This window comes from Acinetobacter sp. AS5 (assembly GCF_048957595.1).
Taxonomy (GTDB): Bacteria; Pseudomonadota; Gammaproteobacteria; order Pseudomonadales; family Moraxellaceae; genus Acinetobacter.
In genome coordinates, this window is sequence record NZ_JARDAL010000019.1 from 33,113 (window position 1) to 54,238 (window position 21,126).

Below are 21,126 nucleotides of genomic sequence, written 5' to 3' on the forward strand. Positions count from 1 at the left end.
GGTTTTATTAATCAATTTTCAATCAACTTCAAACTATAAATAGCGAAGTTTGGATAGCAAAAAGCCCTATTGAGTAATAGGGCTTTCGTTCAAAACAGAGGGTAACTGTTTGAGTTGTTTTGCTTAGGCATTCTTATTGTTAAATTGATTGCCTTGGCATTTGGTACACGGTGGTAAACGATCAGTACCAATTTCTAAGTAGGTGCGGTGTCCGCATTGAACACAAAAATAGAAGCCTGTTCCGGGTTTTTCGCCAGCAGTAACCATCTTTGTTCTCCATGGTTTTAGAAATGGTCTAACTAGTATAACCCTCTGGTGATGAATGTCTATTGTCCATTTTTGTAAATGATAGTGTCGTTTGGGCTAACCCAAATTTTATGAAATTTGGGTTCTGACAAATTCCTGTAATGATTCCTTTACCTTGATATCTCCATGTAAATAACAACATTTTTTATATTTTTTACCTGATAAACAAGTACATGGATCATTAGGCTTAACTTTTTGGCTTATATTCCTAATCGGCTGCTTTTTGTTTTTATTTGCAGCTTTATCCAAGGCATCTGCAAAGGCTTTAAGCCCTGAAGCTAAGAAACCTTTTAAATCATTAAACTCAATCATGTAATAATTTCGCCCTAAAGCACTTCCTAAATGTATTGATTCTTTTAAATACCGTTCTGCCTTTTCATCATCTTTAGTCAATAAAATGCCTTTATGATATTCCATACCTAATGTTGCTAATGAATCTGGACATCCTAAATCAATTGCCTTTTCTAAGTAGTCTATGGCCAATTCCTTGTCAAAGACACCTGTATCAACATCAGAGTAGTAATAAAATAAAAACCTTAAAGCCATAACATCATCTTTTGCTTGGGCTTCAATCAAATATTTAAGAGAATCCTCATACTTTTTCAATTTGTATAAATAAGCTCCATATAATCCTTGGGCAGGTGAATAGCCTCTAAAAGCAGCAGCTTCCAATCTTTTCCAAGCGATTGAATTGGGGTTTTCTTCTATATCTTGTGTAGTTAAAAGACTATTTGCATATCTATATAGAGCCTCTAAGGCTGCACATTTATTAATAGCTTTTTCTTTATCACCTTTAAAAATATAAATATTTTTATCTAAATCTGCAGAAATTTTACATGCTGCATCATAAAAGTTAATTGCAATTTCATTTAATGAATCAGTATGTGCACTAAATGCTGAACTTACGACTAAACCTTTATCAAATGACTGTTCCTTTATAATTGTTTCACAAGCAACACCTGCTATTAACTTCTTTTTATAATCCAATTCTGTAGTTGCTTGGAACAAAATATCTTTAAATTCTAGCTGCTTAATATTTGTAAGTTGAATATCTTTAATACTTATATAGAGACAACGTTTTAAAATATTTAGAGTATCCACAAAAATTACTATCAGTTTCTGCCTAACCTCATGTGATTTTTGAATAAGCAATTCCTTACTTTTTTCATAAAAATCATTTTCATCTTTATCATATTTGCTATTGCTATTTTTATGCACTCCGCTATTACATAATTTTCTTACTAAATGTAGATTATCTCTCAAATCTTTATTAATAATTTGAATATCATATAATTCTTCAATTTGGTTAAAAATAATTTCTGTATCAAACTCAATTTTTTTACTCTTAGCTATTTCATTGATAGTATTTTCTATAATGAGCCTAAATTTAAGAAGACTATAATCTGGATTATGATTAAGAAATTCTAAAGCTACACAATAATCTTCATATATTTCCTCTGTGAATTCACTCGCTAATTTTAGATCACTAATTTTATGAGACATTTTATAAATTTTAAAATAAAAAAACTTACCCTAAAGTAAGTTTTTTCATAATATATTTCAATAAGTTTTCACTTAAACCATCAATGTACTAGGCCTTCCAAAAAATCCTGTGCAAAGCGCTGTAATACCCCACCCGCTTCATACACATGCACTTCTTCTTCAGTATCCAGACGACAAGTGACTGGTACTTCAATAATCTGGTTCTTACCATCATCGGTTGAACGCTCAATTACTAAAGTTAAAGTCGAACGTGGCGCAATATTACCAATCACGCTATACAGCTCAGTACCATCAAGACCTAAAGTCTTACGATCTGTACCCGGCTTAAACTCAAGCGGTAAAACGCCCATACCGACTAAATTAGTACGGTGAATACGCTCAAAACCTTCAGCGACAATTGCTTCTACACCTGCCAGACGCACACCTTTCGCCGCCCAGTCACGGCTAGAACCCTGACCATAATCCTTACCGGCAATAATAATCAACGGCTGTTTACGGTTCATGTAGATTTCAATCGCTTCCCACATCCGCATCACTTCGCCTTCCGGCTCCACACGCGCTTTCGAACCCTGTTTGATCGTGCCGTCAGAACGCACCACCATTTCATTAAACAGTTTCGGGTTGGCAAAAGTCGCACGTTGCGTCGTGAGGTGATCACCGCGATGCGTTGCATAAGAGTTAAAGTCTTCCTCAGGCACACCCATTTTTTTCAGGTATTCACCCGAAGCACTGTCTAAAACAATGGCATTTGATGGTGACAAATGATCGGTGGTGATGTTATCGCCTAAGATCGCCAGCGGACGCATATTTGACAATGTACGCGGTGCAGCCAAAGCCCCTTCCCAATACGGCGGACGACGAATATACGTACTTTGCGGACGCCAGTCATACAGCGGACTTGTTGCCTTTTCATTCACACCCAAGTCGAACATCGGAATGTAGATTTTTTTGAATTGTTCTGGTTTTACAGCCACTTTTACCAGCGCATCAATTTCTTCATCCGATGGCCAGATGTCTTTCAGGTAAATCGGGTTGCCGTCTTTATCATTTCCTAATGCATCCTTTTCTATGTCAAAACGAATCGTACCGGCAATCGCATAAGCCACTACTAATGGCGGTGAAGCCAAGAATGCCTGCTTCGCATAAGGATGAATACGTCCATCGAAGTTACGGTTGCCCGAAAGCACCGCTGTTGCATACAGGTCACGGTCGATGATTTCCTGCTGAATCTTTGGATCGAGTGCACCCGACATACCGTTACAGGTCGTGCATGCATAGGCCACGATACCAAAGCCCAGTTTTTCTAAATCTTTAAGTACACCTGCTTCTTCCAAATACAAAGCAGCCGCTTTAGAACCGGGTGCAAAAGATGATTTCACCCATGGCTTACGCACTAAGCCAAGCTCATTGGCCTTACGTGCCAGCAAACCTGCCGCCACCGTATTACGTGGGTTAGATGTATTGGTACAAGAGGTAATCGCCGCGATAATCACCGCGCCATCTGGCATCAAGCCTTCCGCTTCTTGCGCACGAGCTGCTTCTAAATTACCGGCAATGCCTTTTTCTTTCAGGTCAGCCGTAGATACACGTGCATGCGGATTTGATGGGCCAGCGATATTACGTGTCACAGTCGATAAATCGAAACGCAGCACACGTGGATATTCCGCTTGGGTCATGTCTGATGCCCAAAGACCAATTTCTTTGGCATAAGTTTCGACCAGTTTGACTTGCTCAGGTTCACGGCCGGTCAAAGTCAGATAATCAATGGTGTTCTGGTCGATATAGAACATCGCAGCCGTTGCGCCATATTCCGGGGTCATGTTGGAAATCGTGGCACGATCACCCACCGACATGCTGTCAGCACCTTCACCAAAGAACTCTAAATATGCGCCAACCACACGTTCTTTACGCAGGAATTCAGTTAATGCCAAGACGATATCCGTTGCGGTAATACCCGGCTTGCGCTGACCTACCAATTCCACACCAATGATATCAGGCAGACGCATCCAAGACGCACGACCAAGCATCACATTTTCAGCTTCCAAGCCACCCACACCAATCGAGATCACACCCAATGCATCTGTATGTGGCGTATGCGAATCTGTACCAACACAGGTGTCCGGGAATGCCAGACCATCACGGTTTTGAATCACCGGAGACATTTTCTCCAGATTGATCTGGTGCATGATGCCATTGCCCGCAGGAATTACATCAACATTTTCAAACGCGGTTTTAGTCCATTCAATAAAATGGAAACGGTCTTCGTTACGACGGTCTTCAATGGCACGGTTTTTCTCAAAGGCATCCGGATCAAAACCACCAAACTCAACCGCCAGTGAATGGTCGACAATCAGCTGGGTTGGAACTACCGGATTGACTTTAGACGGGTCACCGCCCTGTTCTGCAATCGCATCACGTAAACCGGCAAGGTCCACCAGCGCCGTTTGCCCCAAGATGTCATGACACACTACACGTGCCGGATACCAGGGAAAATCATGTTCCTGTTTACGCTCAATCAGCTGGCGTAAAGACTGTTCCAGAATGGCAGGATCACAACGACGCACCAACTGCTCTGCCAGGACTTTGGAAGTATAAGGAAGTTTGGCATATGCGCCTGGCTGAATATCTTCTACGGCCTGTCGTACGTCATAATATTCCAGCTGGGTGGATTGCAGCGGTTTACGGTAGTTGTTGTTCATAAGCTTGCCTGCCCTCGTTTATCTCTATTTTTATTCATCAATAGATATTGATGAGTTACTTTTGTAATAGCAGCATTGTACGCTGCACAAATAGCATTTCCCAAATTCTATATTTTTCAAATACTTAATTATAAAAATCGGTATTTTCGCAAAAATTTGTTACATAGACTTTAGAATTTTTGCTTTAAAGCGGTCTTTTGCTAAAAAAATCTGAATAATTCGCCTTATTCTTTAGTCTTATGTTGCAAAATATTTCTCTATCTTTTTATTTGAATATTACTCCAAACCACTAATATCATTAATAAATAATTAATTTTATGTGCATTTTTTTAAAGATAAAAAAATATAGTCTCACTGGTTTTCATAGGCCTGTCCTGCCGCCGCATTTAGCAAAATTTCAATCCCCTAATTTAGGATAGCAGATTTTCCAAAACTATCAGAACCTCAGTGTGACGCATGTCACATTATTCGCAATCCTCACATTAAAACAATAACCATAACAGGCAGAACTGAAATGTTGAAAATCGCAATATTCGGAGCTATAGCCGCCATTTTGACGCTCTTAGCTCGCGGTTGGGATGGAACAAAAAATCCATCACCACCGTCCAATCCATCTAACCCGTCCCAACCCTCTCATCCCTCACACCCAATACATCCACCCAAGCCATCACATCCCGTTCCGACAACATCAGACAGCTTAATTAGCAACCCACCTCTGTTACCGAAAAGTGCCAAGGGCAAATATGAGCTGATCGTGGCCTATAAAACCAGCAAACTCTATAACCCCAGAAACGGATTATGGGATCAGGTACTGCTGAGAGGCTATTTAACCAAACCCAGTTTATTTGATAAGAAAAAAACCGGTGAATATGTCGAGGATCAGCTGGTCGGACCACAGATTCGGGTCAAACAGGGTGAAACCATGGCGCTTAACCTGAATAACCAGCTGCCACCCGAGTCAGAAACAACCTGCCCAACTCATGTTGAGAATGTAAATGAACCACACTGCTTTAATACCACCAACCTGCATACCCATGGCTTCTGGGTCAGTCCTCAAGGCAATAGCGATAATGTCTTTTTGAAATTCAAACCTCAGGAAAAATTTGATTATCAGTTCAAAATGGAACCGAATCATCCCGCAGGGACTTACTGGTATCATGCCCATCTGCACGGTTCAACTGCTCTTCAGGTGTCGAATGGCATGGCAGGCCCATTGATTGTTGAAGGCTCAAGAACACCAAAAGTCAAAAATGGCAAAGTCACCTCAACTGGAGATATGGATATTCTATGGAAAGAAAAAAACAGTTACCCGAACGAAAACATCCTGTTGTTCCAGCAAATCCAATATCGCTGTAGCAACCCCGACCCTAATATCACATTCGCTGTTCCCAATAACTGTGAAGGTGTAGGTATAGGCATGCTGGAAAATTATAATGACCTCGCTGCATTTGCCTCCTGGGGCGACAATAACTACTACACCTCTATCAATGGTAAAATTTTAGGTGAAATCAAAGTAGAACAGAATCAGTTTAACCGCTGGCGCATAATTCATGGTGGAGTACGCGATACCATTGGTTTAATCATTAAGGAAATTCCTAACTCCAGTAAGTTTAGTGCAGAACAAACCATTAAAGCCTGTTCAGCCTATCAGGAGGCAGACAAAAAAGCTGAATTTGACAAGCTGAATAGCCTGAATGTGCATACTATCGCGCAAGATGGCTTAACCATGAATCATGTACAGACCAGAACCCTGTCCGTGTTCCATCCAGGCTATCGTCATGATGCAATGGTTGCCTTTCCGACCACCAATAGATACTGCATTTTTGACACCAAATTGAATATCGATGATGAAATTAACGCGCCATTACCAACGGGTCAAACTACACCTCAACTTGCCCCAACCAATCTCTTTAATGCCCAACTGCTGGGATGGGTCAATGTAAAAGCAGCCAAGACCAAGGCTCAAACTGCTGCCCAGTTCCTGAAAGAGCGTGCACAAAAAATTGGTTTAAACAAAGACATCCAGACCCAGTTATCTCAGCTTAATCTTTCTGCGTTTAGTGATCATCCATCATTGATGACGAAAGAGATTGATAAGGTGGTCGCTGCCCGACCAAAACAGTACAGTGCATTTGTGCTGGCTTTTGCGAATGGCTTGAAATTTGGCTTCCGGCATAAAGAAGGTGGTGACTTAATAAGTTTTGGAGATAAATTTGATGGTGATGGATCAGTGGGTGGAGAATATGTCCGTCAATTACAAGTTGGACAGACTGATGAATGGGAACTGACGACCGAAAATTTTGGCGGTCATCCGTTCCATATTCATGTTAACCCGTTCCAGATTGTTAAAATTTTGAATCCTGATGGTAAAGATGTCAGTGAAGCGTTATCTGAGCCAGTCACAGATCCAAATAGACTTGAAGATGTGCAATACCGTGGCATGAAAGGACAATTTAAGGATACGCTTTTTATCAAAGCTAACTATAAATTTATTCTCAGAAGCCATTACAAAAAATTTGAAGGTGACTTCGTACAACACTGTCATATTCTCGATCATGAAGATCAGGGCATGATGGAAACCGTACGGGTCTGTGGAGGCAAATTCCCTTGTGATTCGCCATTACCGGCTAGCCATCATCACTAAAGATCTGCTCGCTAAAAGCCAATGATTTCGATTGTTGGCTTTTTTGTTTGCCTCTATTTGATGCTTGCTGCACAATAACTGCATTGATTTATAGTATTCAAAACGGGGCTTATTATGGCAGCGTCTCCTGCTTTTACATTGTTTAGTCTGAATGGTGTAGATGTACAAAAATTCCTTCAAGGTCAGGTGACTTTGAATACTGAAACTTTGGCGGAAAACCAGACACGCTATACTGCAATCTGCAGTCTGAAAGGACGCATTCAATTTGGCTTATGGCTTAAAAAAATCAGTCCGGAAAACTTTGAAATCGTCAGCACTGCAGATCAGGCTACGGAACTGGCCAATCATATTAAAAAATTTGGCGCCTTTTCAAAAATGAAACTGGAATTGGTCGGTCCGGTTTATCCAGTCATCAATGGCATTCATACTGACTTTGTGGCAACTGAAACCGATGTGACGATGTGGGAACAGCAAGCCATTGAATCAGGTCAGGCCTGGATTCAGGCGGCTACCGCCAATCTGTTTCAACCACAAGAATTACGGTTGCATCAACGCGAAGGCATTCACTACGATAAAGGTTGCTACCTGGGTCAGGAAGTGATTGCGCGCCTGTGGTTTAAGGCCAAGCCAAAACACTGGTTACATCTGGTTCAAGGCACAGGTGCCGCGCCTGATATTGCGACCAAATTGAGTAATGATGTTGAAATCGTCAATAGCATCGCGATTGAAAATGGTTATAAAGCGCTAGTCGTGGCAAAACCTGAAGCATTGAACGAGCTAGGTCTAGAAGTTCTGGAACTTCCTGAAGCCTTAAGTGGTGATGTGGCGCGTCCGCAATAATGAGTGCTTAGCACATAAAAAAAGCCAAGATGAAATTCTTGGCTTTTTTGTTTTAGAAACCATGAAACAGCTTGTTCATGTCTTTCACGACATAGTCTTTGAAATGATAGGCTCGCGCATGTTTGGCATCAAACTTTGCCGTGAGTTCACCTTTTTGAAAGACATATACTCGGTCTTCCTGACTCATCAAAAACTCTGCACCAAGTTTCATCAGCAGCGCATCAATCTTGTCTTCATAGGCAATCGATTCATCAGCATTGATTCTGTCATAGTGACGTTTAATGGTTTTGACAAACATGGTGAAATCCTGGGAGTCTGATTCAAACCGAGATTTAACCAGAGAAGTCGTCTTAAGCAAAGTAATCCTTTTGATATCTGCAAGATTGAGCAAAACCTGTCCAAATCATGCATCGATTTAATCGGTATATTGTGCTTCGATGATTTGTATTTAGTGACAAATTGTATATTTACAAAGCACAAAATCCTTTTATGATGTAAGTGAAAATGATTAAAATCGCACCAAGGAATAAGGTGCCAGCAATAATAAGGTTATAGGAACCATGAAAAAATTAGTACTCGCTACAGTTCTTGCCCTTTCTGCGCAATTCGCTCTGGCAAATACCGTAAAAGATCAAGTCGATCCCCAATTCCAAAAAGTTGAGGCCATGGTCAAAGCCAATAACTTTAAAGGTGCCTATGACGCTTTGAATCAATTGGCTAGCCAAGGAAATGCCCAAGCTTTATATAACTTAGGTTATTTAACCCAAACCGGCCAAGGTACAGCCAAGGACGAGAAAAAAGCCATTCAGCTTTACGAGCAGGCAGCCAGCAAAGGCTATCCGGTGGCCAATTATGTACTGGGTAAAAATTATGCAGCCGGCACACTCGGACTCAAACAGGATTTGACCAAAGCCAAACAGCACCTGGAACGCGCTTCGGCAGCCAAATTTGATGATGCCAGCATTGATCTAGCCATACTGCTATTTTCTGAAAATACGGCAGCGTCAAATAAAGCCGGACTACAAAAGCTGCAACCGCTGATCAGCAAAGGCAATATGCAGGCCATTCATGCCAAAGCCTTATATGACATCAGCAGCGGTTTCAAAAACAAAGATGAAAAACCGATTCAGCAAGGCCTAAGCAGCATTCAGGAACTGGCAAAAAAAGGTTATATTCCAGCGCTGATGGCAGTAGGTAATATGTTTGCCAATGGCAGTATTGTTCCGCAAAACCTGCCAGAAGCGAAGAAAATCTTTGCTGCATTGGCGCAGCAAAATGTTCCGCAGGCCAAGGAATCTTTGGCAGCAGTAGATAAAATGCTGGCTGAGCAGAAAAAAGTACCTGCGAAGAAAAGTTAAGTTAATTCCACAAAATTAAAATATAAAAAGCCCCATGCAATTTGGGGCTTTTTTTAGTAGCAGAGCATCCATCTGCTAAAAGATTATCCCCACCACAAGGCAATTAAGCCACTGGTCACGATAAAACCGACAATAGTACTCATCAACAATGGCGTTAAGGTTCGATCATTCAAACCATACGCCTGTCCCAGCATGCCAAAAATCGTCGGCATCGGCAAAGCTGCAATGAGCGTACCAGCATGGACCATTTCCTGACTTAAATCAGTTAACTGGCTCAGTCCCAGATACATCAATAACGGCATCATGATATTGCTGGAAAATACCAGATAGAAACTTTGCAGATTGACATATTTCAGACTCATTCCCACGATCCCACCTCCAATGGCAAACAGGGCCAATGGTGAGGCTGTCTGACCAATCAAGGCAAAGACCTGATCGAGATAGACTGGAATTTTAATCTGGAAAACCGCACAGGCCATACCGAGCATTACCCCCATAAATAAGGGATTCTTCAGCAAGGTCAGCAGTACACTTTTCAGAATAGCGCCGAGATTTGCCTGATGTTGAGTACCCAGCGCCGCCATGACTAGCACCAGCGGAATCAACAGTACGCTTTCGATGATGACCACCAAAGAGGTATAGGTCATCGCCTGTTGCCCGATCAATAAACTGAGCACAGCCGTACCAATCAATCCAGTATTCGACATTGCAGCACCCAGCGACAAGACTGCACTTTGCGAATGTGTATTCTGAAAATGACGGCGCATGATCCAGAAACCGCTACCATAGAGCAGTAAGGTCACGCTGCTATACACGGCAAAGTATTCAAAATACCAGATTTCATGCAGGTCTTTGGAGGCAAGGGACTGAAAGAACAGCAAGGGCAAGGCTACTTTAATCACAAAAGCACCGACCGTCCCCACCTGCTCTTTGCTTAACACTTGACTCTTTACAGTCAGATAACCCACTGCCAACAATAAAAATATGGGCACAATGACCGCAAAAATCATAATGCAGTATCCTCTTGTCAGTGATATTCCATTATAAGAATTTCTGAGACTAAAGCAGTGTTAAAAAGGCTCAAACAGGTGATTCAAACCATGCGGTGCGCAGCGCAGATATTGCGGTGAAATCTTGATTTTTTCATCAAGTGCTGCCGCTGCATGCCAAGGCCAATGTGGATCATAAAGAATGGCACGAGCCAGTGCTATAGCGTCGGCTTGGCCCTTTTGTAAAATATCTTCTGCCTGCTTAGCTTCAGTAATCAATCCCACGGCAATCACGGGAATATTCACGACTTTCTTGATCGCATCTGCAAAAGGTACCTGATAATTCGGCTTCACATCAATGTTCTGTTTGACATGCAGCCCGGCACTGGAGATATGAATATAGGCAGCACCCGCAGCTTCTAGTGCTTTAGACAATTCAACTGAAGAATCAATGGTCCAGCTGTCTGGCTGATCCATCCAGTCGCTGGCTGAAATACGCACTCCAATTGGATAACCTTCTGGAACCGCCGCTTTCATGGCTTGTAATACTTCCAGAGTCAGGCGAATCCGGTTTTCCAGTGAACCGCCATACTGATCATCACGTTTATTTGAAAGTGGTGACATGAACTGATGCAGTAAATAACCATGCGCTGCATGCAGCTCAATCAGGTCAAAACCGGCCTCAACTGCACGTTTGGCACTTTCTGCAAAGTCAGCAATGACCTGCTCAATTTCCGACTGGCTTAAGGCTTTGGGTGGATGTTCATCGGCCTGAAAAGGAATATCACTGGCAGAAACAGTTTGCCAGCCATGTGCTTCATCCGGCTTAAACTGACCTTTACCTGCCCATGGTTTATCTGTTGAAGCTTTACGTCCGGCATGTGCGAGTTGAATCGCAAAAGGCATCGGGGAAATGGATTTGACTTTTTCCAGTAAGGTCTTGATCTGCTTTGCCTGTTCGTCATTCCATAAACCCAGATCGGCATAACTGATCCGGCCTTCTGGCTGTACCGCAGTCGCTTCGACGATACATAAACCTGCACCCGATAAGGCATAGTTGGCCCATTGCTGCTCGTGCCAATAGGTAATTTCCCCCTGCTCTGTTGCAGAGTACTGACACATCGGCGCAATTACGATTTTATTTTGAAGTTGCAGTGATCCAAATTGAATAGGTTGAAATAGTAATGCCACGCTGTATTTCCTCTTTTTATTGCACAGTTTCACTCTAGAAATAAAAACAGGCTCCCAAGAGCCTGTTTAGTTATAACGTGAACGATCAAACTTTAGAAGATGATTCGTGTAGTCAAACCGAGTACCAGTGCATCATCCACATTGTTGCTTGAACCTGGATTAATGACATATTGCAGGTTTGGACGCAGCATTAGCCACTTTGTTGCGTTATAGCTATAGTTCAGTTCAATATTGTATTCTGCACTCGCATCAAAATTCAGATTCTTGATCCGGTCATTAATATGCACACGGTTGACCGCCAGACCTAAAATGTCGTTCGGTTGGCTGTCCGCAAGACCGATATATTTCACACCAATTTGTTGTGAATTATCTACTTTGTTAGTATCGCGGTCATGCCAGGTAAAGTTGGCAAATGAATGCAAACCCTGACGGCCCTGACCTATAGACGTTAACTGCTGTTCTACAGCTAACCAGCCTGCAAAGGTACGGTTTTTGGCATCAGTAGGATTGGCAATATCTTTTTGGTTGGCAACATCATCGGCCGTATTGTACATCCCGCCAACCCGGTAGCTGCCCGGCAAGCCATTCACCCATGATTTCGGTGTCCAGATCACTTCTGCCGGAATCGTCACACCATCTGCATGGTCGGTATCCAGACTCCAGCCCTGACCTTCTTTAGCGCCATTACCATTATCCGGATTAAACTCATACACACCGACTTGTACCGCAAGTTCAGGATTGAGTTGCTGCTTCACGCGCGCACCCCATTGTGCTACAGGCGTATTCATCCAGATATTGCCCTGCCATTTACCCATCTGAGCAGCACAAAATGCCGTACTGGCAAAATCACAAGCCATGACATTAAAATCCATGCCCAGACCAAGACGACCCGCCTTAATACTGAGCCCTTGATCTTTATAATTCTTTTCAATAGACAGCTCGCTCAGACGGCTATCCTGATTACCACGCCCAAAAGTACCTTGTACATTGGCCAGTTGCGGCGTACTAGGATCCTGCAAGTCACGAACGGAGGTACTTTGACCCTGGCGTGCACTCATCAAGGCACGTACAGTGACACCATTCCATCCCGCCAGCTTTTCCATATCCAGTTGAGTACCCAGCCATAATTGGGCAGAAGTTAATGGATCTGCGCCCTCATTACGACCACCATCAGCAAGATAGGCGGTATCGGTTAACAGATTGGCTTCAAATTTAATTCCCTGTTGGGCCAGTTCTGTACGTTGACCATTCCAGTCCCCCAGTAAATACTGACCTTGTGGATCAAATGCAGATTCCGCCTGAGCGGTTGTCATGGCAGCCATTAAAGGCAATAGAGCTAGACCTAAATATTTCATGTAAAACCTAAACATTCGGAGAGAAAAACAAGCAAGGTTTTTAAATTGCTATTAGGTGCATGAATTTACATAACTTTTCATACAAATTCCCAGCATTTTTTTTATTACTCATTAAACTTTTAGTTATGTCTTAAACATAAAAATATAATTTTTATTTAAAAAATCTTAAATTATTTATATATTTTTCATCAGCTTATAATGTATTGATAATTTCCATTCGATTTACTTCTAAGAAAATGCGCTATAAAAACATAGAAACCCAGTTTATTCTTTAAACAATTACAACTTAAATAAATATGAATACCCAGTCATTTTCCAGCGATTTCACCCAGATTAACGCTTGCAATCCCAGCCAATTCACCCAATATTAGCTGCATCTCCCTCGCCACTGATGTGTTATGCCTGAATTACCAGAAGTTGAAACCACCAAAACCAGTTTATTGCCTTTATTAGAGCAACGCGTAAAACGTGTTGAAGTACGTCAGTCAAGTTTGCGCTGGCCTATTCCGGAGAATATAGAAAAGCTGGTGGGGCAAAAATTACTGAAGCTCACTCGCCGTTCTAAATATATTCTGGCGGAGTTTGAACACGACACCATGCTCTGGCATTTAGGCATGTCGGGGAGTTTCCGTCTATGCGAGAGCAATGAGGAATTACGCAAACATGACCATCTAATCATTCAGTTTGAAGATATCGAACTACGTTATCATGACCCTCGCCGTTTTGGCTGCATTCTTTGGCTAGATGCACAATCACAAAGCAAATTGATTGACACGTTGGGGCCAGAACCCTTAAGCGAGAACTTTAATGCCAAGTATTTATTTGAAAAATTGAAGAATAAAAATGTTGGCACCAAAGTTGCAATTATGGATAACCATGTAGTGGTGGGCGTAGGCAATATTTATGCGACTGAAAGTCTGTTTAATCTGGGGATTCATCCGGCACAACCGACCTCGACGTTAAGCTTGGTGCAGCTTGAAAAGCTAGTGCTGGAAATCAAGCGTATCTTGAAACAGGCAATTGATCTGGGTGGTTCAACCTTAAGAGACTACACCAATGCCATGGGCGAAAATGGCTATTTTCAGCAAACCCTGCTGGCTTATGGCCGTGCCGGTGAAATGTGCGTGAACTGTGAAACTACGCTTGAAAATATCAAATTGGGACAACGTGCTTCAGTTTTTTGTCCTGAATGCCAACCTTTGAAAAAGATCCAGCTCCCTGTCAAAAAAGTGGCAACTGTACGAGGGAAAAAGTCATGAAGACAGCTATTGTGCGTCATATTCTGGTTAAAGATAAAGAAACTGCTGAACAGCTTAAAAAGAAGATTTTAAGTGGCGCCGACTTTAATAAAATCGCAAAACAATATTCCACCTGCAATTCTGCCAAACGTGGCGGTGAGCTAGGTGAAGTGAAGAAAGGCCAGCTGGTTCCAGTGATTGATAAACTGGTTTTTACTGCCGCTGAACGTGTATTACATGGTCCGGTCAAAAGCCAGTTTGGTTTTCATTTGGTCGAAATCAAATTCCGGATGGATTTTTAATATTTATAAATCCCTCCTTACCTCCCCCTTTGTCAAAGGGAGGAGTTCCCTTTTTATAAAGGGGATTTAGGGGGATTAGAAAAATTAGACTTGAGGTGGACGCTTTTTCAATTCATCACGAATTTCACGCAGTAATTCAATATCGGCTGGGGTAGTCGGAGTTTCCTCGACTGGGCCTTCTTGTTTACGTAAACGGTTCATGAATTTCACCAATAAAAATACGACCCAAGCCAAAATTAAGAAGTTAATTAAAATCGTTAAGAAGTTACCGTAAGTCAGTACATTTACACCGGCCTTAGTTAATGCATCCAGAGATTGTAAATTGTCTGGGTTTCTTCCTAAGATAAAGAATTTTTGGGTAAAATCGACGCCACCACCGGTGATCACCGTAATTAAAGGCATAATGATGTCTTTCACCAATGAATCGATGATCTTGCTAAAAGCACCACCGATAATGACACCAATCGCCAGATCCATCATGTTGCCTTTGATCGCAAACTCTTTAAATTCTTGAATAATGCTCATATCTGCTCCTATATTTTATTTTCAAGTTTTGGGTCAAATTATACCTGAATAAATACTTTTAATTTTGACTTAGTTTAATGCGTTTTAGTAAATTGTGATTTAAGCATAACGTAAATATAAAAAAACCGTAATCTTCGAAAAGATTACGGTTTTTGAAAACCCGAAATAATTTAGAGATTATTTACCTGAACGGTTACGTTTACGTTCATTTTCAGTCAAGAAACGCTTACGGATACGGATTGACTTAGGTGTTACTTCCACTAGTTCATCATCTTCAATAAACTCAAGCGCTTGCTCAAGTGTATATTCAATCGCAGGAACCAGCGTTAACGCATCGTCAGTACCAGAAGCACGTACGTTCGTTAACTGTTTTGCTTTAGTCGGGTTAACTGTCATGTCGTCTGAACGAGAGTTAATACCGATGATCATACCTTCATAAACTTCTAACTGTGGTTTCGCGAATAGACGACCACGGTCTTGAAGTGTGAACAGTGCATAGCCCAGACAAGTACCTTGAACCATAGAAATCAGTACACCGTTTTGACGTTTTGCAACAGTACCTTGCTTCATTGGACCGTAGTGCGAGAAGCTAGACGTCATGATCCCTGTACCAGAAGTCATGGTCAGGAATTCCGAACGGAAACCAATCAGACCGCGTGAAGGAACAGTTGCTTCAATACGGATACGGCCTTTACCGTCAACTTCCATATTGGTCATTTCACCTTTACGGTGACCCATTTGTTCCATTACAGCGCCTTGGTGCTGTTCTTCAACGTCAAAAGTAACGTTTTCGTATGGCTCTTGTTTTTCACCATCAATTTCTTTGATGATTACTTGTGGACGAGATACGCCCATTTCGAAGCCTTCACGACGCATGTTTTCAATAAGAACTGAAAGGTGAAGTTCACCACGACCAGATACTTTGAAACGGTCTGGGCTGTCAGTATCTTCAACACGTAATGCTACGTTGTGAATCAATTCGCGATCTAGACGTTCACGGATATTACGTGAAGTTACAAACTTACCTTCTTTACCAGCAAACGGTGAGTTGTTTACCTGGAATGTCATCGATACTGTAGGTTCATCTACAGACAATGGAGGTAAAGCTTCAACATTTTTCGGATCACAGATGGTGTCAGAAATGTTGAGTGCATCGATACCCGTTACACAAACGATATCGCCTGCAGAAGCTTCTTCAACGTCAACGCGATCTAGACCATGATAACCCATGATTTTTAAGATACGGCCGTTACGTGTTTTGCCATCTTTATCGATTACAGTTACTTGTGTGTTTAATTTCACTGAACCGCGCTGGATACGACCAATACCGATAACGCCTACGAAGCTATTATAGTCAAGTGAAGATACTTGCATTTGGAATGGGCCATCAACGTCAACCGCTGGTGGTTCAACGATATCTACAATCGTTTGAAACAACGGAGTCATGTCTTCAGCAAGTTCTTCTGGAGAAGGACCAGCAACACCACGAAGGCCTGAAGCATAAACAACCGGGAAGTCTAACTGTTCGTCAGAAGCACCTAAGTTATCGAACAGATCGAATACTTGGTCAATTACCCAGTCTGGACGCGCACTTGGCTTGTCTACTTTGTTAATAATCACGATTGGTTTCAAACCACGTGCGAACGCTTTTTGCGTTACGAAACGAGTTTGTGGCATCGGGCCTTCTTGTGAGTCTACAAGAAGAAGTACGCAGTCAACCATCGACATTACACGTTCAACTTCACCACCGAAGTCGGCGTGTCCCGGGGTGTCCACGATGTTAATACGGTATTCAGTATTGGTACGTTCATCTAACCATTTGATTGCAGTGTTTTTTGCAAGAATGGTAATACCACGTTCGCTTTCAATAGCGCCAGAATCCATGACACGCTCGATCTCACCCGCGCGATCACCGAGAGCACCTGATTGTTGCAAAAGTTTGTCTACAAGAGTGGTTTTACCATGATCGACGTGCGCAATAATGGCGATGTTACGGAGAGTTTTAATATCTGACATGTAAATTCAATGCGTATGTAATTTGAGGGCAAATTATACAGAAAAATACAAAACTTTTATAGTCACTGTAACCACACTCCTCAACTTTTTTTGCCCAGTTGGGGCTTTTTTGATTTTGTAAAGACGTGTAACTCGATTAGAATAGCGCCACCCAGCCTTAATTTGCATTGACACATGTCTGATTTTAATCAATCTCCTCCTTCTAAAGATCAACTCGACCTGGTATATGGTCTCGAAGATCGACCAAAACCACTGATTGCTTTTTTAGCTGCATTCCAGCACTTACTGGCGATTATTGTCCCGATTGTGACCCCTGGCCTGCTGATTTGTTTGGCGCTCGGTGTTTCCAAAGAAGACACCAACATGATTTTGTCCATGTCCTTGGTGATCTCGGGCATCGCAACTTTTTTACAGTCTAAAAAAGTGGGGCCATTTGGTGCCGGTCTGCTGATTGTCCAAGGAACCAGCTTTAACTTCATCGGTCCAATTATTGGTATGGGTTCAGCCATGGTGGCTGCAGGTACACCTGTAGAAGCAGTCATGGCTTCTATTTTTGGTGTGGTGATTGCAGGTGCATTCATTGAAATGGGCGTGTCACAAATTCTGCCTTGGATCAAAAAACTGATTACCCCTTTGGTGACCGGGATTGTTGTGCTGCTGATTGGTTTGACCTTAATTAAAGAAGGTTTAATCAGCATGGGTGGTGGTTATCAGGCCATGAGCGATAAAACTTTTGCCAATGCTGACAACCTGATCATGTCTTGTACCGTCTTGGCGTTGATTATTATTCTGAACCGTATCCGGATTACCTGGGTAAAAAGTTCTGCCATTTTGATCGCCCTAATCTGTGGTTATGTTCTGGCGGGCTTTATGGGGCATCTGGATTTCTCTGGTCTAAAAGATGCACCGTTGGTACAGATTCCAACCCCAATGCATTTCGGTTTAAGCTTCTCCTGGAGCCTGTTTATTCCGATGGCATTCATCTATCTGGTGACCTCTTTAGAAGCGATTGGTGATATCACTGCGACTTCAAAGCTTTCCAACCAGCCAGTTGATGGTCCAAAATGGATGCAGCGCATTAAAGGCGGTGTACTGGTCAATGGCGCGAATTCATTCCTTGCCGGTATTTTTAACACCTTCCCAAGTTCGGTATTTGCACAAAATAACGGTGTGATTCAGTTGACGGGCGTAGCGAGTCGTTATGTCGGCATCTGGATTGCTGCTTTGCTGGTTATTCTTGGTTTGCTGCCTGCAGTTGCTGGTATTATTCAGGCCGTTCCGCAAGCGGTACTGGGTGGCGCAGTCATGGTCATGTTTGGCGCAGTTGCAGCATCTGGTATTAACATTCTGTCTGGTGTTCATCTGGACCGTCGCGCCTTGCTGATTATTGCGATTTCACTGGCACTGGGTTTAGGTGTTGCACAAGTTCCACAAATTCTTGAACATCTTCCTGAGTTATTCCGTAATATCTTTAGCTCAGGCGTTGCTACTGGTGGTATCGCTGCCCTTATTCTGAATGTAGTACTTCCTGAAACAAAGAAGTAATTTCATGTCCAAAGAACACTGTCTAGGTCAGACTTAGGCAGTGTTCTTTATATTGGAGAGATACCTATGGATCCTAAAAGCGAAGTTTTATTAAGACAATATGATTTTTTGTCGGGTCGCATCTTACTGATTAATGCACCAACAGATGATCTGCTCGCTGAATTCGATGCCTCTATCAATCCGGCTGTCTGGACATGGAATTTTAACGATTTTCAATATTTCCAGTCACAACAAGCAGATGTGCATTTTGGTGCAGAGATGCCTGAAGCTGAGTTTGATCAGGCGGTTATTTTTGTACCCAAGTCTAAAGAACTGTTAAATTATTTACTGCACACTGTAGCAGCGCAGCTTAAACCGGGTAGCAGTGTTTTTCTGGTCGGTGAAAAGAAAGGCGGGATAGAACGCGCAGCCAAACAGTTGCAGCCTTTTGGTAAAACACTCAAACTTGACAGCGCGCGTCATTGCCAGCTTTGGCAATTGGTTCTAGAACATACGGTCGAGAAAAAAGCACTTGCAGACTGGGCACAGCGTTATACCGTATCGACACCAAATGGCGACCTGAATATTTGTGCACTTCCAGGCGTTTTTAGTCAAAACCGTTTGGATGTAGGAACTGCCACACTATTACCTTATTTGTCACAAGTCACTTCAGGTAAAATCGCTGACTTTGGTTGTGGTGCAGGGGTGATTAGTGCGTATTTGGCAAAATTGAATCCGAAAAACCGGATTTTTGCCATGGATGTTGATGCCTTTGCACTGGCTTCTACACAAATGACATTTGAAGAAAACCAGCTTACTCCTGAACAGATTGAAATCAAAGCGGTTACAGGCATTGAGGATGCACCCTTGTTCCTGCATGCCATTGTGAGTAATCCGCCTTTTCATATGGGAATCGAGACCGATTACACAGCCAGCGAAACCTTGTGTAAAACCTCGCGTCGTCATTTAAAATCGGGCGGCGAGCTTTGGATTGTGGCCAACCGTTTCTTGAACTACCCGACCCTGATTGAACAAAACTTTGGTCGCTGCACAGTAAAAGCGGATCAACAAGGCTTTAAAGTGCTCTTCGCCAGCACTCAAAAAAATGTTAAGGAATCATGATGAGCGAAACGCAAAACACGATGCAGCTGCAGCGTAAGCTGGGTGCTCGTCATCTGAATATGATCGCAATTGGCGGATCAATTGGTACAGGTCTATTCCTGGCCTCAGGGGCGACCATTGCCAATGCTGGACCAGGCGGTGCACTACTTGCATATGTACTGATTGGGATCATGATTTATTTCCTGATGACCAGCTTGGGTGAACTTGCCACGCACAATCCGACCTCAGGTGCATTTTTCACTTACGGCACCAAATATGTCGAAGGTGGTTTTGGTTTCGCTTTAGGTTGGAACTACTGGTACAACTGGGCTATTACCGTGGCTTTTGAGCTGGTTGCTGTTCAGTTCATTATGAAATTCTGGTTTCCAGATATTCCGGGCGTGTACTGGAGCGCCATTTTCCTTGCTATTATTTTCGGGATTAATGCACTGACGGTAAAAGGCTTTGGCGAATCTGAGTTTTTCTTTTCTCTGGTGAAAGTTCTCGCAATCATTGCCTTTATCATCATCGGAATCTGGATGATCGTGAAGATCATGCTCACCCCGGGTGCAGAAGCATTTGCCAACTGGAGCATTGGTGATGCACCCTTTGTCGGTGGTTTCCAGGCATTAATTGGCGTGGCCATGATTGCCGGATTCTCTTTCCAGGGTACCGAAATGGTCGGTGTCGCGGCAGGTGAATCGAAAGATCCAAAGAAAACCATTCCGGTCGCCATCAAACAGATTTTCTGGCGTATCCTGTTGTTTTATATCGTATGTATTTTCATTATTGGCACCTTAATTGCCTATAATGACCCACGTTTATTACAGGCAGCTGCAACAGATAATATTGCGCTTTCGCCATTTACCTTATTGTATGAAAAAGCCGGTTTTGCCTTTGCCGCCAGTATCATGAATGCGGTGATCTTGACGGCTATTCTATCTGCAGGCAACTCGGGCATGTATTCATCTACCCGTATGCTGTTTGATATGGCACGTAAAGGCAGTGCACCTAAAATGTTTGCGCGTCTGGACCCGCGTGGTGTGCCGATGAATGCACTCTATGCCACTACGGCGATCGCAGCTCTATGCTTCTTGACTACTTTCTTTGGTGAACAGGAAGTCTTTAACTGGCTGCTGAATATGTCGGGGATGTGTGGCTTTATTGTCTGGCTCGGGATTGCCATTTCACATTACCGTTTCCGTAAAGGGTATCTGGCACAAGGATATAAACTGGAAGATCTGGCTTATCGCGCTAAATTCTTTCCTTTTGCTCCTTGGTTTGCATTTATCCTGTGTGCGATTGTTGTTCTCGGACAAAACTATCAGGATGTTTTGGCCGGTCAATGGATGGGTGTGTTATCGACCTATATCAGTATTCCGCTGTTCCTGGCCATTTGGTTTGGATACAAATGGAAGAAAAAAACCAAACTAGTCTCTTATCAAGAGATGGATGTGCAGCCGATGAAACTTGATCAGGAATAAAAAATTATTCATTAAAAAAATCAGCTTACGGGCTGATTTTTTATTTCTTGA

Annotated in this window: 17 protein-coding genes; 8 read left to right on the forward strand and 9 right to left on the reverse strand. The window is 42.6% G+C overall.

Going from position 1 to position 21,126, the window contains the following annotated elements:
• Positions 1-123: 123 nt before the first annotated feature.
• The 3 genes from PV763_RS07740 to acnD form a co-directional block, all read right to left on the reverse strand.
• Complete coding sequence (locus tag PV763_RS07740) at positions 124-267, reverse strand: zinc ribbon-containing protein (RefSeq protein WP_004645925.1); 144 nt, start codon at positions 265-267, stop codon at positions 124-126.
• A 108-nt stretch (positions 268-375) separates the two neighbouring features.
• The gene (locus tag PV763_RS07745; RefSeq protein WP_180078635.1) at positions 376-1,809 is read right to left on the reverse strand and encodes a tetratricopeptide repeat protein; all 1,434 of its coding nucleotides are present in this window, start codon (positions 1,807-1,809) and stop codon (positions 376-378) included.
• 80 nt (positions 1,810-1,889) lie between these two features.
• The gene (gene acnD / locus PV763_RS07750) at positions 1,890-4,508 is read right to left on the reverse strand and encodes a Fe/S-dependent 2-methylisocitrate dehydratase AcnD (protein ID WP_420937590.1); all 2,619 of its coding nucleotides are present in this window, start codon (positions 4,506-4,508) and stop codon (positions 1,890-1,892) included.
• Between the two features lie 514 nt (positions 4,509-5,022).
• Between acnD and PV763_RS07755 the strand changes: the two genes are divergently transcribed.
• Both PV763_RS07755 and PV763_RS07760 read left to right on the forward strand, forming a co-directional pair.
• Positions 5,023-7,152: a multicopper oxidase family protein gene (locus PV763_RS07755; RefSeq protein WP_420937591.1), complete on the forward strand. Its 2,130-nt coding sequence runs from the start codon at positions 5,023-5,025 to the stop codon at positions 7,150-7,152.
• A 114-nt stretch (positions 7,153-7,266) separates the two neighbouring features.
• Complete coding sequence (locus tag PV763_RS07760) at positions 7,267-7,992, forward strand: YgfZ/GcvT domain-containing protein (RefSeq protein WP_420937592.1); 726 nt, start codon at positions 7,267-7,269, stop codon at positions 7,990-7,992.
• A 52-nt stretch (positions 7,993-8,044) separates the two neighbouring features.
• Here the strand turns inward: PV763_RS07760 and PV763_RS07765 are convergent, their stop codons facing one another.
• Positions 8,045-8,290, reverse strand: coding sequence for a hypothetical protein (locus PV763_RS07765; RefSeq protein ID WP_409654959.1), 246 nt, complete (start codon positions 8,288-8,290; stop codon positions 8,045-8,047).
• A 262-nt stretch (positions 8,291-8,552) separates the two neighbouring features.
• Here PV763_RS07765 and PV763_RS07770 point away from each other — a divergent pair, with 262 nt between their 5' ends.
• Positions 8,553-9,350: a tetratricopeptide repeat protein gene (locus PV763_RS07770; protein WP_420937593.1), complete on the forward strand. Its 798-nt coding sequence runs from the start codon at positions 8,553-8,555 to the stop codon at positions 9,348-9,350.
• Positions 9,351-9,433: 83 nt separating this feature from the next.
• On the opposite strand, the gene PV763_RS07775 is transcribed toward PV763_RS07770, so the two are convergent.
• The 3 genes from PV763_RS07775 to PV763_RS07785 all read right to left on the reverse strand — a co-directional run bounded on the left by PV763_RS07775 (position 9,434) and on the right by PV763_RS07785 (position 12,885).
• Positions 9,434-10,360 carry an AEC family transporter gene (locus tag PV763_RS07775; protein WP_222110721.1) on the reverse strand — a complete coding sequence of 309 codons (927 nt, stop codon included), beginning with the start codon at positions 10,358-10,360 and terminating at the stop codon, positions 9,434-9,436.
• Between the two features lie 60 nt (positions 10,361-10,420).
• Positions 10,421-11,530: an NADH:flavin oxidoreductase/NADH oxidase gene (locus PV763_RS07780; protein WP_420937594.1), complete on the reverse strand. Its 1,110-nt coding sequence runs from the start codon at positions 11,528-11,530 to the stop codon at positions 10,421-10,423.
• Between the two features lie 92 nt (positions 11,531-11,622).
• On the reverse strand, positions 11,623-12,885 hold the full coding sequence (locus PV763_RS07785) for a carbohydrate porin (RefSeq protein WP_420937595.1): 1,263 nt from the start codon (positions 12,883-12,885) through the stop codon (positions 11,623-11,625).
• A 398-nt stretch (positions 12,886-13,283) separates the two neighbouring features.
• On the opposite strand from PV763_RS07785, the gene mutM reads away from it, so the two are divergent.
• Positions 13,284-14,144 carry a bifunctional DNA-formamidopyrimidine glycosylase/DNA-(apurinic or apyrimidinic site) lyase gene (mutM, locus tag PV763_RS07790; RefSeq protein ID WP_420937596.1) on the forward strand — a complete coding sequence of 287 codons (861 nt, stop codon included), beginning with the start codon at positions 13,284-13,286 and terminating at the stop codon, positions 14,142-14,144.
• Positions 14,141-14,425, forward strand: coding sequence for a peptidylprolyl isomerase (locus PV763_RS07795; RefSeq protein WP_004281718.1), 285 nt, complete (start codon positions 14,141-14,143; stop codon positions 14,423-14,425). The genes mutM and PV763_RS07795 overlap by 4 nt, the downstream gene beginning before the upstream one ends.
• A gap of 84 nt (positions 14,426-14,509) precedes the next feature.
• Here PV763_RS07795 and mscL read toward each other — a convergent pair whose 3' ends face one another.
• Both mscL and typA read right to left on the reverse strand, forming a co-directional pair.
• Positions 14,510-14,950, reverse strand: a complete 441-nt coding sequence (mscL, locus tag PV763_RS07800) for a large conductance mechanosensitive channel protein MscL (protein WP_004281717.1) — start codon at positions 14,948-14,950, stop codon at positions 14,510-14,512.
• Positions 14,951-15,127: 177 nt separating this feature from the next.
• Entirely contained in the window at positions 15,128-16,966 is a 1,839-nt protein-coding gene (gene typA, locus PV763_RS07805) for a translational GTPase TypA (RefSeq protein ID WP_004281716.1), read from the reverse strand.
• Between the two features lie 174 nt (positions 16,967-17,140).
• Between typA and PV763_RS07810 the strand changes: the two genes are divergently transcribed.
• From PV763_RS07810 to PV763_RS07820, 3 genes are all read left to right on the forward strand, one after another.
• Positions 17,141-18,511 (forward strand): uracil-xanthine permease family protein, encoded by a 1,371-nt coding sequence (locus tag PV763_RS07810; protein WP_191112633.1) that lies wholly within the window; start codon positions 17,141-17,143, stop codon positions 18,509-18,511.
• 66 nt (positions 18,512-18,577) lie between these two features.
• Positions 18,578-19,612 carry a methyltransferase gene (locus PV763_RS07815; RefSeq protein WP_420937597.1) on the forward strand — a complete coding sequence of 345 codons (1,035 nt, stop codon included), beginning with the start codon at positions 18,578-18,580 and terminating at the stop codon, positions 19,610-19,612.
• Positions 19,612-21,075, forward strand: a complete 1,464-nt coding sequence (locus tag PV763_RS07820; RefSeq protein WP_121980021.1) for an amino acid permease — start codon at positions 19,612-19,614, stop codon at positions 21,073-21,075. Before PV763_RS07815 ends, PV763_RS07820 begins: the two co-directional genes overlap by 1 nt.
• Positions 21,076-21,126: the final 51 nt, after the last annotated feature.

What these genes read in the sequence shown, in the direction of transcription:
- PV763_RS07740 (WP_004645925.1), bottom strand. Translation starts at nt 267, where the DNA reads ATGGTTACTGCTGGCGAAAAACCCGGAACAGGCTTCTATTTTTGTGTT.
- PV763_RS07745 (WP_180078635.1), bottom strand. Translation starts at nt 1,809, where the DNA reads ATGTCTCATAAAATTAGTGATCTAAAATTAGCGAGTGAATTCACAGAG.
- acnD (WP_420937590.1), bottom strand. Translation starts at nt 4,508, where the DNA reads ATGAACAACAACTACCGTAAACCGCTGCAATCCACCCAGCTGGAATAT.
- PV763_RS07755 (WP_420937591.1), top strand. Translation starts at nt 5,023, where the DNA reads ATGTTGAAAATCGCAATATTCGGAGCTATAGCCGCCATTTTGACGCTC.
- PV763_RS07760 (WP_420937592.1), top strand. Translation starts at nt 7,267, where the DNA reads ATGGCAGCGTCTCCTGCTTTTACATTGTTTAGTCTGAATGGTGTAGAT.
- PV763_RS07765 (WP_409654959.1), bottom strand. Translation starts at nt 8,290, where the DNA reads ATGTTTGTCAAAACCATTAAACGTCACTATGACAGAATCAATGCTGAT.
- PV763_RS07770 (WP_420937593.1), top strand. Translation starts at nt 8,553, where the DNA reads ATGAAAAAATTAGTACTCGCTACAGTTCTTGCCCTTTCTGCGCAATTC.
- PV763_RS07775 (WP_222110721.1), bottom strand. Translation starts at nt 10,360, where the DNA reads ATGATTTTTGCGGTCATTGTGCCCATATTTTTATTGTTGGCAGTGGGT.
- PV763_RS07785 (WP_420937595.1), bottom strand. Translation starts at nt 12,885, where the DNA reads ATGAAATATTTAGGTCTAGCTCTATTGCCTTTAATGGCTGCCATGACA.
- mutM (WP_420937596.1), top strand. Translation starts at nt 13,284, where the DNA reads ATGCCTGAATTACCAGAAGTTGAAACCACCAAAACCAGTTTATTGCCT.
- PV763_RS07795 (WP_004281718.1), top strand. Translation starts at nt 14,141, where the DNA reads ATGAAGACAGCTATTGTGCGTCATATTCTGGTTAAAGATAAAGAAACT.
- mscL (WP_004281717.1), bottom strand. Translation starts at nt 14,950, where the DNA reads ATGAGCATTATTCAAGAATTTAAAGAGTTTGCGATCAAAGGCAACATG.
- typA (WP_004281716.1), bottom strand. Translation starts at nt 16,966, where the DNA reads ATGTCAGATATTAAAACTCTCCGTAACATCGCCATTATTGCGCACGTC.
- PV763_RS07810 (WP_191112633.1), top strand. Translation starts at nt 17,141, where the DNA reads ATGTCTGATTTTAATCAATCTCCTCCTTCTAAAGATCAACTCGACCTG.
- PV763_RS07815 (WP_420937597.1), top strand. Translation starts at nt 18,578, where the DNA reads ATGGATCCTAAAAGCGAAGTTTTATTAAGACAATATGATTTTTTGTCG.
- PV763_RS07820 (WP_121980021.1), top strand. Translation starts at nt 19,612, where the DNA reads ATGAGCGAAACGCAAAACACGATGCAGCTGCAGCGTAAGCTGGGTGCT.